This window comes from Alkalihalobacillus phoenicis (assembly GCF_047302405.1).
GTDB lineage: Bacteria > Bacillota > Bacilli > Bacillales > Bacillaceae_D > Alkalihalobacillus.
On sequence record NZ_CP154853.1, the window covers coordinates 4,105,077 to 4,118,866 of the forward strand.

The 13,790-nt window shown below is 37.7% G+C and carries 12 protein-coding genes; 11 read left to right on the forward strand and 1 reads right to left on the reverse strand.

Annotated elements, in window-relative coordinates:
* The first annotated feature begins 205 nt into the window (after positions 1 to 205).
* The 8 genes from mnmE (at position 206) to AA0017_RS19380 (ending at position 9,918) form a co-directional block, all read left to right on the forward strand.
* A complete protein-coding gene (gene mnmE, locus AA0017_RS19345; protein ID WP_413377099.1) occupies positions 206 to 1,582 on the forward strand; it encodes a tRNA uridine-5-carboxymethylaminomethyl(34) synthesis GTPase MnmE in 1,377 nt (458 codons plus the stop codon).
* A 27-nt stretch (positions 1,583 to 1,609) separates the two neighbouring features.
* Positions 1,610 to 3,496, forward strand: coding sequence for a tRNA uridine-5-carboxymethylaminomethyl(34) synthesis enzyme MnmG (mnmG, locus tag AA0017_RS19350; protein ID WP_413377101.1), 1,887 nt, complete (start codon positions 1,610 to 1,612; stop codon positions 3,494 to 3,496).
* 263 nt (positions 3,497 to 3,759) lie between these two features.
* Positions 3,760 to 4,479, forward strand: a complete 720-nt coding sequence (gene rsmG, locus AA0017_RS19355) for a 16S rRNA (guanine(527)-N(7))-methyltransferase RsmG (protein WP_413377103.1) — start codon at positions 3,760 to 3,762, stop codon at positions 4,477 to 4,479.
* Between the two features lie 274 nt (positions 4,480 to 4,753).
* On the forward strand, positions 4,754 to 5,605 hold the full coding sequence (noc, locus tag AA0017_RS19360) for a nucleoid occlusion protein (protein ID WP_413377105.1): 852 nt from the start codon (positions 4,754 to 4,756) through the stop codon (positions 5,603 to 5,605).
* Between the two features lie 615 nt (positions 5,606 to 6,220).
* Positions 6,221 to 6,994, forward strand: coding sequence for a ParA family protein (locus tag AA0017_RS19365; protein WP_413377107.1), 774 nt, complete (start codon positions 6,221 to 6,223; stop codon positions 6,992 to 6,994).
* The gene (locus AA0017_RS19370; protein WP_413377109.1) at positions 6,975 to 7,841 is read left to right on the forward strand and encodes a ParB/RepB/Spo0J family partition protein; all 867 of its coding nucleotides are present in this window, start codon (positions 6,975 to 6,977) and stop codon (positions 7,839 to 7,841) included. The genes AA0017_RS19365 and AA0017_RS19370 overlap by 20 nt, the downstream gene beginning before the upstream one ends.
* A 157-nt stretch (positions 7,842 to 7,998) precedes the next feature.
* The gene (locus AA0017_RS19375; protein WP_413377111.1) at positions 7,999 to 9,150 is read left to right on the forward strand and encodes an aminotransferase class V-fold PLP-dependent enzyme; all 1,152 of its coding nucleotides are present in this window, start codon (positions 7,999 to 8,001) and stop codon (positions 9,148 to 9,150) included.
* Between the two features lie 66 nt (positions 9,151 to 9,216).
* Positions 9,217 to 9,918: a DUF554 domain-containing protein gene (locus tag AA0017_RS19380; protein WP_413377113.1), complete on the forward strand. Its 702-nt coding sequence runs from the start codon at positions 9,217 to 9,219 to the stop codon at positions 9,916 to 9,918.
* Between the two features lie 470 nt (positions 9,919 to 10,388).
* Here the strand turns inward: AA0017_RS19380 and yyaC are convergent, their stop codons facing one another.
* Entirely contained in the window at positions 10,389 to 11,057 is a 669-nt protein-coding gene (gene yyaC, locus AA0017_RS19385) for a spore protease YyaC (protein WP_413377115.1), read from the reverse strand.
* Positions 11,058 to 11,158: 101 nt separating this feature from the next.
* Between yyaC and AA0017_RS19390 the strand changes: the two genes are divergently transcribed.
* The 3 genes from AA0017_RS19390 (at position 11,159) to ychF (ending at position 13,696) form a co-directional block, all read left to right on the forward strand.
* Positions 11,159 to 12,190, forward strand: a complete 1,032-nt coding sequence (locus tag AA0017_RS19390; RefSeq protein WP_413377117.1) for a hypothetical protein — start codon at positions 11,159 to 11,161, stop codon at positions 12,188 to 12,190.
* Positions 12,191 to 12,267: 77 nt separating this feature from the next.
* Positions 12,268 to 12,462, forward strand: a complete 195-nt coding sequence (locus AA0017_RS19395; protein WP_003323779.1) for a DUF951 domain-containing protein — start codon at positions 12,268 to 12,270, stop codon at positions 12,460 to 12,462.
* 133 nt (positions 12,463 to 12,595) lie between these two features.
* A complete protein-coding gene (gene ychF, locus AA0017_RS19400) occupies positions 12,596 to 13,696 on the forward strand; it encodes a redox-regulated ATPase YchF (RefSeq protein ID WP_413377119.1) in 1,101 nt (366 codons plus the stop codon).
* Positions 13,697 to 13,790: the final 94 nt, after the last annotated feature.

A 13,790-nucleotide genomic window follows, 5' to 3' on the forward strand; every position in this document is an offset into this window, starting at 1 on the left:
ATTTAGGATAAACTAAATAGATGTGGATAAGAACAAACATAAAGGAAGAAATTTTGCGTGCGATCGGTTAAAATAGAAGGATATAGAATGGTGTCTAATAGAGGAAAAAATAAAATAATTTTTAGAGGCACAGACGGAATTTTGAAAAGGTAGTATCCGCTATTCATTATAATTAGTGACATGTGAGCATTGAGGTGAAGGTTAAATGGAGTTTGATACAATTGCAGCTGTATCGACCGCTTTAGGAGAAGGAGCGATAGGTATCGTTCGTTTAAGCGGTGATGAAGCGATTTCTATAGCAGATAAAATATACACAGGAAAAAAAACGTTAAAGGATGTACCGTCTCATACGATTGTGTATGGGCATCTGATTGACCCGAAAACAGATGAGCGGGTAGAGGAAGCGATGGTTTCGATCTTAAGAGCACCAAAGACATTTACACGAGAAGATGTTGTCGAAATTAATTGTCACGGTGGAATTATGTCGGTTAACCGTGTGTTGCAGCTCGCTTTAACACATGGAGCAAGACTAGCAGAACCAGGTGAATTTACAAAACGAGCCTTTTTAAATGGGCGTATTGACCTTTCGCAAGCAGAAGGGGTTATGGATCTTATAAGAGCGAAAACAGATAAAGCAATGAGTATTGCTTTAAATCAAGTAGAAGGTCGGTTATCAAAAAAGATTGCGGTCTTGCGTCAAGCCTTATTAGAAACGGTCGCCAATGTTGAAGTGAATATTGATTACCCTGAATATGATGCGGAAACAATGACTCATGATTTATTAAAAACGAAAGCTGGCTTTGTTATAAGTGAGATAGAGAAGTTGTTAATCACAGCCGAGCAAGGAAAAATTGTGAGAGAAGGGTTATCTACAGTTATTATTGGAAGACCAAATGTTGGGAAGTCTTCCTTATTAAATAGCCTTGTCCACGAAAATAAAGCGATTGTTACTGATATACCAGGAACGACTCGTGATGTAATTGAAGAGTATGTCAATGTAAGAGGGGTACCACTAAAACTAGTAGACACAGCTGGTATTCGAGAAACAGAAGACATTGTTGAAAAAATTGGGGTAGAACGCTCGCGGCAAGTATTAAAAGAAGCTGAATTAATTCTCCTTGTTCTAAATTATGGAGATGAATTAACAAAAGAAGATGAAGCTTTATTCGAAGCTGTACAGATGATGAATGTCATTGTCGTTGTGAATAAAACCGATCAAGAGAGAAAAATTAATCTAGAAAAAGTAAAAAAGTTAAATGAAGGTCGTCCTCTTGTCACGACAGCTTTAATAGAAGATAGGGGAGTAGAGGAGCTTGAACAGGCCATCGCTGACTTATTTTTCTCAGGCAGCATGGAAGCAGAGGATGTCACATACGTCTCAAACTCACGTCATATTGCCTTGTTAGAGCAAGCTAAGTCGACAATTGAGGATGCTGTTGCCGCAATTGATATGGGGGTACCAATCGATTTAGTGCAAATAGATGTGACTAGAACTTGGGAAATATTAGGTGAAATTATTGGAGATACCATTCAGGACAGTTTATTAGATCAACTGTTCTCGCAGTTCTGTCTTGGAAAATAAGGAACGAAAGAAAAGGAGGGAAAGCAGATGAACTATCAAGGTGGAGAGTTTGATGTAATCGTCGTTGGTGCAGGTCATGCAGGGGTTGAAGCTGGACTTGCAGCTGCCCGCATGGGAGCCAACACCTTAATGCTTACATTAAATTTAGATGCAGTCGCCTTTATGCCGTGTAATCCATCAGTAGGGGGACCTGCAAAAGGGATTGTTGTTCGTGAAATTGATGCGCTTGGTGGAGAGATGGGGCGTAATATAGATAAAACGCATATCCAAATGCGTATGTTAAATACTGGTAAGGGTCCTGCTGTAAGGGCTTTACGTGCACAAGCGGATAAATTCCTTTATCAACATGAAATGAAAAAAACAATTGAAGAGCAAGAGAATTTATTGCTACGTCAAGGTATGGTTGATCGTTTAATTATAGAAGAGGGTGTTTGTAAAGGGGTTATTACAAACACAGGGGCAGAATATCGTAGTAAATCAGTTGTCATTACGACAGGTACGTACTTACGTGGGCGAATTATTTTGGGCGAGCTTTCTTATGAGAGTGGTCCTAATAATATGCAACCATCGATTAAATTATCGGAGCACTTAAAAGAGCTTGGTTTTGACTTAGTGCGGTTTAAAACAGGGACGCCACCTCGGGTTAATGGAAGTTCGATTGACTATAATCAAACAGAGATTCAGCCGGGCGACGATAAACCACGAGCGTTCTCATATGAAACGACTAAATATATTACCGATCAATTGCCATGCTGGTTAACATATACGAGTACGGAAACACATGAAATTATTAATCAGAACTTAAGTCGTTCACCAATGTATTCCGGAATGATTGAAGGCACAGGACCAAGATATTGCCCTTCTATTGAAGATAAAATTGTTCGATTTAATGATAAACCAAGACATCAAATTTTCCTTGAACCAGAAGGTCGTAATACAACGGAAGTTTATGTTCAAGGTTTATCAACAAGTTTGCCTGAAGATGTTCAATTAAAAATGTTAAAATCGATTCCTGGCCTTGAAAATGTTCGAATGATGCGTCCTGGTTATGCGATTGAATATGATGCGATGGTTCCAACACAGCTTTGGCCTACATTGGAAACAAAAAAAGTCGAGAATTTATTTACAGCTGGCCAAATTAATGGCACATCTGGTTATGAAGAAGCTGCTGGTCAAGGAATTATGGCTGGTATTAATGCGGCTAGAAAAGCAAAAGATAAAGAAGGCTTAATATTAGATCGTTCTGAAGCGTATATTGGTGTATTAATTGATGATTTAGTAACAAAAGGAACAAATGAACCTTATCGATTATTAACCTCGCGTGCAGAGTATCGTTTATTGCTTCGCCATGATAATGCTGATCTTCGTTTAACGAGAAAAGGTTATGAAATTGGTCTCATTAGTGATGAACGCTTTGCTCGCTTTGAGCAAAAGAAACAAGCTATAGAAGAAGAGAAGAAGCGTTTAGAAGGGATTATTATTAAACCTTCTAATGAGGTTGCCAATCTTTTAGAGAAAGCGAACTCTACACCTTTACAAGAAGCAGTGAGAGCATCTGCGTTTTTAAAACGACCAGAACTTACGTACCAAGATGTTGCATCTGTCATTCCAGCTTCTGAACAAGATATAAATGAAGACATTGCGGAACAAGTTGAGATCCAAGTCAAGTATGAAGGCTATATTGAAAAGCAATTGCAGCAAGTTGAACGGGCAAAGAAGATGGATAAGAAGAAGATCCCAGATAATCTTGATTATTTTGCAATTAATGGCTTAGCGACTGAAGCTAAACAAAAATTAAGTCAGGTGAGACCATTATCAGTCGGTCAAGCCTCTCGCGTTTCTGGTGTTAATCCAGCTGATATTTCTATTCTTCTTGTGTATATCGAACAAGGACGTTTAGCGAAAATAGACTAAGCTGAGGTCACTGAAAAAGTCTAATTCTCGCTTTTAAAACTGGGAAGAACCTCAAATAATTAGGTTCTTCATTAGATGATTCATTATGGCTTTAGCTAGTTTTTATTTGATTAAAACGAAGCCAGCGTAATACCTGAAGGCTCCCGGTTCATCCGCGGAACGGATAGGGAGGGTATGCAGCTGGCGGAGTAAGCCGAATCATCAAACCCTATTCTAACTAACAAGACTATTTCAGTAGTCTCTAAGCTCATATGGAGGCTTAAATGAACAAAGAAACATTTGTAGAAGCATTATTAGAAAAAGGCATTCAATTAAACGAGAAACAGCAGTGGCAATTCCAACGTTATTTTGAAGTGTTGGTGGAGTGGAATGAGAAGATGAACTTAACCGCTCTTACTTCAGAAGAGGATGTGTATTTGAAGCATTTTTATGACTCAATTTCGGCCTGCTTCTATTATTCCTTTAAAGAAGGTCAAAATATTATTGATGTAGGCGCTGGGGCTGGTTTTCCAAGTTTGCCTATAAAAATTATTCATCCAGGACTCAATGTCCATATTGTCGATTCGTTAAATAAAAGAATTGGTTTTCTTGAACATTTAGCAAACGAACTTGAATTAGAAAATGTAAAATTTTATCATGATCGAGCTGAATTGTTTGGTCAAAATGTAAAACATCGAGAGAAGTATGACTTAGTTATGGCACGAGCTGTAGCAAGAATGTCCGTATTGTCAGAGCTTTGTTTACCACTTGTGAAGGTCGGAGGCGACTTTGTAGCTTTAAAAGGGGCGAGCTCACAAGAAGAACTATCAGAAGGGTTATTTGCAATTGAGTCATTAGGTGGACGTGTGATGGATTCCTTTCAGTTCGAATTACCGGAAGAAAATAGTGATCGACATATTGTGATCATCAAAAAAGAGAAAAAAACAGCCAAGAAGTATCCACGAAAACCGGGAACACCAAATAAACAGCCTTTAAGTAAATAACGGGCACTATTGCAGTTAGTGATAGGACTTGCCCTAAAAAATGATGCTGTATCTATGAAGTCAAAAGACCTTATGGGATGGCATCAAGATAGTTTTTCTTAATAGTTTAATAGATTTAAAATGTTTCACGTGAAACATCATCTTTGTTCAGTGGAGGGGTCTACTTGAAGATAAATTTTTTGCGGAAAATCGATAATCGAATAGGGGAAGAAGGAATGACTTTAATCATGTCGAATATAGTAGGGATGGTTAATATCAAAGGTGGTGTTAGGCGATGAAGCAGCCGTTCTCACGCCTATTCGGCTTTAATGAGAAGCAAAATGAAGTGACAGAAGAAGAAGTAATCGAGCGCGAGGAAATAAAAGAGGTCGCAATTGTTGATATCGTTCCAAATCGTTTCCAACCACGGACCATTTTTGATCAGGAGCGTATTGAAGAATTAGCTCAAACGATTCGGACACATGGGGTGATCCAGCCGATCGTTGTTCGTCAACGAGAAGGTAAGTATGAAATTATTGCTGGAGAACGTCGTTGGAGAGCTGTTACTTCATTGGGGTGGGAGAAAATCCCCGCAATTGTTAAAGAATTTAATGATTCTCAAACCGCATCGATTGCTTTAATTGAGAATTTACAACGAGAAGGGCTAACAGCTATTGAAGAGGCAATTGCATATGCAAAACTTTTAGATATACATCAGTTAACACAAGAGAGCCTAGCACAACGCTTAGGAAAAGGACAATCCACAATTGCTAATAAATTACGTTTATTACATTTACCTGAATCTGTTCAAAATGCGATTTTAACAAAAGAAATATCAGAAAGACATGCCCGCTCATTATTAGTATTAAAAGATGAGTTGTTACAAAATAAAGTGCTAGAAATGATTATAAATGAAAGCTTAAATGTAAAACAAACAGAAGAACGAGTTAAGCTTTTACTTGAGGTTAATGATAAAGAGCCAAAGAAAAAAGCAACAAGAAAATCCTATTCAAAAGATATGCGAATTGCTATGAATACAATTCGACAATCTGTTGATATGGTGTTAAAAAGTGGACTCCATGTGGATACAGATGAAGAAGAAAATGATGACTTTTATCAATTTACCATTCGTATACCGAAGAAATAATCTATCAATTAGATAGGTTATTTTAGGTCGGAAACAAAGCTTCTTTTAGGAGAAATTTGGAATTGAGGTCTTTTGATAAAAATAATAGAAGTTTTAACTAACATAGCGGACGGAATACACGAGACTTCAACAGTAATCGTATGTTTCACTGAAAAAGTCTCAACATCCGATTTCTCTTAGAAAAATTAAAGGCTATTAGGTTTCTATGTAAATAGTCGTTGATAGGCACAAATTGTTTTTTTATGTACCAAAACGGAGCGAGCGGAATGCCTGGAGACTCCTGCGGGGATAGTGAAGGACGGGAGACCCCGCAGCGATTAGCGAGGAGGCTCTCGACTCACCCGCGGAACGCGTAGGCCATGCAGCGAACGGAGTAGACTAACTAATGTAACCACGAGTCAACTGTTTTTCAGTGGCCTCGAATTGTAGTAGAAATAATCTATCAATATAGATAGGTTATTTTTTTTGTTTTCTAGGGATTGAGAACTAATTTCAGAAGATTTACTGTTTTTTTTTGATGTTATCGTAACTTTATAAAACGATTTTTATAAAACTGTGTTAAAATAAAATCGTATAAGTAAAAAGCGAATGTTTGGATGGAAAGTAGGTGACAGCGTGGCTAAGATCATTGCTGTAGCAAATCAAAAGGGTGGAGTAGGGAAAACAACAACATCGGTTAACCTCAGTGCTTGTCTTGCTTATATTGGCAAAAAAGTGTTGCTTGTTGATATTGATCCACAAGGAAATGCAACAAGTGGAACCGGAGTTGAAAAAGGCGATGTAGAAGAATGTATTTACGATGTGCTTGTTGAAGATACAGAGGCTCGAACAGTCATTAAACAAACTACGGTCGAAAACCTTGATATTATCCCATCTACAATACAGTTATCAGGTGCTGAAATCGAGCTAGTTCCAACCATTTCTCGTGAAGTTCGGTTAAAAAGAGCTCTCTCGACCATCTCAAATGATTATGATTATATCTTTATTGATTGTCCGCCTTCTTTAGGATTATTAACGATTAATGCGTTAACGGCAGCTGATTCCGTTTTAATCCCAGTTCAATGTGAATATTATGCATTAGAAGGGCTTAGTCAGTTATTAAATACGGTCCGTTTAGTTCAAAAACATCTAAATACGGAACTCGCGATTGAGGGAGTTTTATTAACGATGCTGGATGCTAGGACGAACCTTGGAATTCAAGTGATTGACGAAGTGAAGAAATACTTTAGAGAAAAGGTATTTGATACGATTATTCCTCGTAATGTCCGTTTAGGGGAAGCCCCAAGTCATGGAAAGCCTATTATTATATATGATCCGAAGTCCCGTGGTGCTGAAGTCTATTTAGAATTAGCAAAGGAAGTGGTTGCCGGTGGCGAAAAGGTTAGGTAAAGGCTTGCAAGCATTTTTTCCTGAACATGAAGAGGGAAAAGAGTCTCGTATTGAAGAATTGCCTTTAACAGAATTACGTCCAAATCCCTATCAACCTCGAAAAACATTTTCTGACCAAGCAATAGAAGAATTAGCTGTATCCATTAAAGAAAATGGAATATTACAGCCAATCACGGTTCGGAAAAGCATAAAAGGGTATGAAATTGTTGTTGGTGAAAGACGATTCCGTGCAGCACAGGCAGCAGGATTGAATGAAATTCCTGTCATTGTTAAAGAACTTAGTGAAGAAAAAATGATGGAGCTTGCTTTAATTGAAAATCTTCAGAGAGAAGATTTAAATCCAATTGAAGAAGCTTTAGCATATGAACGTTTAATGGAACATTTAAAAGTTACTCAAGAGCAGCTTTCTAAAAGAGTAGGGAAAAGTAGACCCCATATTGCGAACCATGTCCGCTTATTGCAGCTACCTCAAGTTGTCCAACAATTTATTTCAGATGGAAAACTATCAATGGGACACGGAAGAGCGATTTTAGGGTTAAAAGATAAACAAAAAATCTCCTCGTTACTTGAAGTAATTTTACAGGAAAAATTAAGTGTTCGTGAAGTGGAGCAAATGGTTCAACGGATGAATGAGAATGTTTCACGTGAAACAAAGAAGAAGAAACAAAGCTTATCTCCATTTTTGAAAGAAAGACAGGATATATTAAAAGCACGCTTTGGTACATCTGTTACAATTAAACCTGGAAAGAAAAAAGGAAAAATAGAAATAGATTATTTTTCGGAAGAGGATTTAGAACGTATTCTGCAATTAATGGAAAATGCAGATGAACAAGAATCTATGTCATAATATAAATGGAAGTCATCTAATTCAGATGGCTTTTCTTTTTATACGGATTTCCATCCTTACGTAAAGTCTACATACCGTCAGAACTCCTTTATTTGAGTTCTGTTTTAAATTTGGTATGATAGGGAAGATATTTCGATTTGATGAAAGGAAGAGGATTATGATTTATTTCGATCATGCCGCGACCTCTTTTCCGAAACCGAAAGAAGTTGGGGAAGCGATGCTTGAAGCGGTAAATGAATATGGGGCAAACCCTGGTAGGGGAGGGCACTTCCTATCTAAACAGGCAGGGAAAACAATTGAAGAAACAAGAGAAAAGCTTGTGACTTTTTTTTCAGCTCCCTCTCCAAACCATGTCTGGTTTTATCAAAATGCAACAATGGCATTAAACCAAGCGATTCTTGGTTTCCCTTTTGAAGAAGGACAGCACGTTGTTACAACAGCGTTTGAGCATAATTCTGTATTAAGGCCACTTAATCGTATGGTTGAAGAGAAGCGTATAGATGTTACGTACGTAGAACCAGACGAAAACGGTCTTATTACAACCGAAGCAATAAAAATGGTCGTAACCCCTCGTACACGAATGGTGGCTGTTTCACACGCTTCTAATGTAACGGGAGCATTAATTGATTTAAAGGCTATTTCAGAAATTGCTCAAAAGGTAGGTGCCGTCTTTTTAGTTGATGCTTCACAAACAGCTGGTACGATTACTATTTCCATGGAAGAACAAGGTATTGATTTATTAGCTTTTGCTGGACATAAAAGTATGTTAGGGCCACAAGGAACAGCTGTTTTAATTAGTAAACAAGACTATGGATTAAAACCATTAATTACCGGTGGAACAGGAAGCTATTCAGAGCTCCCTGAGCAACCGTTACAATGGCCTGAACGATATGAAGCTGGCACGTTGAATACGCCTGGTATTGCTGGGTTATCAAAAGCAATCGATGAACTTAACAAGGTCGGAATTGAATCTATTTATAAGCATGAACAAGAATTAATGAGAAGTTGTTTAGATGGGTTAAAAAAGATCGAAGGGATCAGTTTTTATGGACCTACTGATTTAACAAAACGTTTAGCTGTTCTCTCTTTCCGTTTAGAACAAATTGGTAGTCATGAGCTTGCGATAATTTTAGATGAACATTATAAAATTGGTGTTAGAGCAGGATTGCATTGTGCACCAAGAACCCATCATTCATTAGCCACAATTGATACGGGGCTAGTGAGAGTCAGCTTTGGACCATATAATACAAAAGAAGAGGTAGAAACGTTTGTACAAGCCATAGAAGAGATAGTAACAGCGTTTCAATAATCACGGTCTTAGTGTTGGTTTATTGGAAATAGAAAATATCATAATGAGAGGCCAGTGGATGAGTAGATGGTATTAACTGGAACATTAGTGAATGGAGCAGCTATTGTCGTTGCCGCCCTTATTGGGTTAACGGTTCGAAATATTCCTGAACAAATGAAAACGACAATCATGCAAGCCATTGCGTTAGCTGTTGTTATATTAGGCATTACAATGGGGATTAAAAGTGAGCAATTTTTAATTGTCATTACTAGTTTAGTAATTGGGGCAATAATTGGGGAAATACTGGACTTAGATGGATATTTAAATCGTTTTGGATTATGGATAGAGCGTAAAATAGGGTCAGAGCGAGAAGGGACAGTGGCCAAGGCATTTGTGACCACTACTTTAATTTATGTTGTCGGAGCGATGGCTGTTTTAGGAGCCCTCGATAGTGGACTTAGAGGTGATCATTCGGTTTTATTTACTAAATCAATGTTAGACGGTGTTTCGTCTCTTCTTTTTGCTTCGACATTAGGGATAGGGGTCGCATTCTCAGCTATACCTGTCGTACTTTATCAAGGAACAATTGCTTTATTTTCTGGGCAAATTAATCAATATGTTCCACCAGAAATTATGGATGCCTTTATCGTCGAAATGACAGCTACAGGTGGAATAATGATTATCGCAATTGGCCTCAATATATTAGGGCTATTAAATGTAAAGGTGGCAAACCTTCTACCAAGTATATTAGTCGTCGCAGTCATCGTGACTGTTCTTCATTTTGTATAAGTATAAAAGCTTTATGTAGTTAAAAAAGTAGCTTTGATAGGTTGCTCAGGCTCCACTCTGGAGGGATTTCCACCTGTCCTTATTGAAGTCAATGAAAAAGTCTCGACATCAGATTTCCATTAGAAAAATCAAAGGTTATTAGGCTTCTATGTAAACAGTTGTTCATAGACACGAACTGTTCTTTTATGATCCAAAACGGAGCGAGCGGAATGCCCGGAGGCTCCCGACTCACACGCGGAACGCGTAGGGCATGCAGCGAACGGAGTAGGCTAATTAATGTAACCATATTTTAACGAGCAGCCTGTTTTCGGTAGCTTGCCCTTCCCCCTGCAGAAATCGGACGCTGTTTTAGAACATAAAAGGGGTTCAACTTGTTTATTGATATAAAAAAACTATCAATATTTCAAAAAAGCTGTAAGGAACTATTGTTCTTTACAGCTTTTTTAGAGTAACATACTTTAGTTTTAAAATTATAATTTGAATTTTTCAGTGTTCATAAATGAAAAAGCACTAGACAGATTTCGACGCTTTTTTAAGGTCGTTTCAAAGGTTGATTCTAATTCTGGCGATTCACTCAATTGTTGATCCACTTGCTGAATTGAAGTAGCGATGACATCAGCCATTGTCATCACCATATAAAGGCGGGTATTTTGTAAAACAAAATATTCCATCATACCACCAATGTTCACGATTCCTGTAATATGAATATCTCCAATGGGTGGTAAATCCTTTTTTACGGCAGCCCCTGGTGTCACAGGACCATGTGCTAATGTAATATCCCCAACACTTTTCATTTTTCCTAAACAAGCGTCAATTGCGATAATAAAAGCCCTGTCATGAAGTTGTTCAATTCTCTGTATTTTTTCATGCATATTGACCGCATGAATCGGGTCTTGTAAGGTTCCATAAATATAAAAGTTTTTAAGATTAAAAGATTCAAGCTTAGAACCTATTAAAGGACCTAAAGAGTCCCCAGTGGAGCGGTCTGTTCCGATACAAACAATGACTAAAGGCGAGTCTAGCTGGTTGTTAATATAAAAGGTAAGTGCCTTTGCAAATTCATTGTGTATATCATTATGATCCATATGCATTCGAAAGGGGGGAGCTTTTTTACTAAACAACCGATAGTTTGTACTCATATTTTCGACTCCTTCGCCATAGTAGTAACAGTATACGGTTATCTTTGCATTTCTATACATGAAAGAGAAAAAAGATAACGAGTGTGAAGGGAGTAGCGCGTATGGTGAGAAATGGACTCATGTGGATGTTTTTAATAATTGGAACGATGATCGGAGCTGGATATGCATCTGGAAGAGAAATTTGGGAATTTTTTGGTGCAGAAAGTGGACTAGCCATTTTTCTCTTTATGGTTCTATTTATCATTTGTTGTTATGTGGTCATGCATATTAGTTTTAAACATCAATCGGTTCATTATCTACCTGTTTTACATATTTTAATGGGAAAACGGATTTCCAAATTATATGATGTGATGATTATGATTTATTTATTTTCTACTACGGTCATTATGCTTGCGGGTGGAGGAGCGACATTAGAAGTGATTCACCTTCCATTTTGGGCGGGAGTGGTTATTCTAGCAGCATTTGTTGTAGTCTTATTTATTTGGGATACGGACGGGATTACGACAATTCATACCGTTATTACACCTCTCCTTATTTTTGCCTTAGTAGGGGTCTTATTAGCCTTTCAATCCTTACATGGTTTTCCCCTTCATTTTATTGATGGAAACCAAAGCAATTGGCCCAGCTCACTTACGTTTACCGCTCTCAATATTCTTCCTTTAATTTCTGTCTTAGGTGCAATTGGTCAGAAGATAAAGCAAAAAGGAGAAATCTTAATTGCTAGTATTGGGAGTGGGGTGATTTTAGGAAGTTTAACCTTTTTATACAATAGTTCTTTATTAGAAGTGGCAAATGAGTTAGTCGTTTATGAAATTCCGTTATTTGCGATTCTGAAACACTACCCTTATTATATGGTTTTAGTCATGTCTGGGCTTCTATGGGTAGCAATTTATACAACAGCTGCATCTGGTGTGTTTGGTATTATTTCAAGAATAAGAGGATATATTCAATCACCAGCATGGATGCTTGCACTATTGTTAGTGGCGATTATGGCCCCCTTAACAATGTTTGGCTTTTCTACTTTAATTAGTGTTTTATACCCATTATATGGTGTTCTCAATCTTTATCTTTTATCTTCTATTATTTTATATCCAATTTTAAATCATCGTACCGTTCGAAATAAACTTGAATGAGTTCAATCATTTCCACTCCTTTAACATTGGTGTATAATAGAGAGTACTATAGCAATGAATTGAAAGGGGCGAAGCAGTTGGCTGAGAAGGAATTTACTCTGCATGACGTTGTTGAGATGAAAAAACAACATCCGTGCGGTGAAAATCGCTGGAAAATAATTCGAATGGGGATGGATGTTCGAATTAAATGCCTTGGATGTCAGCATAGTGTGATGCTACCTCGAAAAGAATTTAGCAAGAAGTTGAAAAAAGTTCTCGAATCATCAAATTAGGGCGATACATTGACAGAATGGGGCGTCTCCTCCAATCTGTCTTGTTTTTTTGTGGTCTTCTTCCTATAATTGAAAGGACTTATATTCAATGGCTCAATAGATATTTATTCAAATAAAGGAAGTGAATGATTCAATGGCATTAACGACAGGAATTGTAGGTCTCCCAAATGTGGGGAAATCAACTTTATTTAATGCAATAACTCAAGCGGGAGCGGAATCAGCGAATTACCCGTTCTGTACAATCGATCCAAATGTAGGGATTGTGGAAGTGCCTGATCACCGTTTGCAAAAGTTAACAGAATTAGTAGACCCAAAGAAAACAGTTCCAACCGCTTTTGAGTTTACTGATATTGCAGGGATTGTAGAAGGAGCAAGTAAAGGAGAGGGACTTGGAAATAAGTTCTTATCACATATTCGCCAAGTCGATGCTATCTCACATGTTGTTCGTTGTTTTTCTGATGACAATATTACGCACGTTTCAGGAAGTGTAAATCCAATCCGTGATATCGAGGTCATTAATTTAGAGCTTATTTTAGCCGACTTAGAAAGTATTGAAAAAAGAATCACCCGTGTCGGTAAGTTGGCCAAAACGAAGGATAAAGAAGCCGTTGCTGAGCTTGAAGTCTTAGAAATTCTCCAAAAAACATTTGAAGAAGAAAAGCCGGCTCGAAGTATTGAATTTAGTGAAGAGCAGCAAAAAATTGTTAAGCAGTTACATTTATTAACGAGCAAACCTGTATTATATGTTGCCAATGTGAGTGAAGAGGATTTATTAGGTGATGGGGACAACGACTATGTGAAGCTAGTAAAGGAATTTGCCGCAGCTGAAAATAGTGAGGTGATCGTCGTTTGTGCCAAAATTGAATCTGAAATTGCTGAGCTTGACGGCGAGGAAAAGCAGATGTTCTTGGAAGAGCTTGGTATTGAAGAGTCTGGGTTAGATCAATTAATCCGAGCAGCTTATCAGTTATTAGGGTTAGAAACGTATTTTACAGCTGGTGTTCAAGAGGTACGGGCTTGGACATATCGTAAAGGAACAAAAGCACCACAAGCAGCTGGAATCATTCATACAGACTTTGAGCGTGGATTCATTCGAGCGGAGATTGTTTCTTATGATGATTTAATGGAAGCTGGTTCAATGGGACAAGCCAAGGAAAATGGGAAGGTTCGTCTTGAAGGAAAAGACTATGTCGTACAAGATGGCGATGTCATTCATTTCCGTTTTAATGTGTAGAATAAGTGTTATAAGAGGTTATTTTTTAGCTTGTCGATTAAGTTTCGTTTGGGGACGTTGACAAGCTTTTTTGCGGTTAATGAAGGCCTAGGAG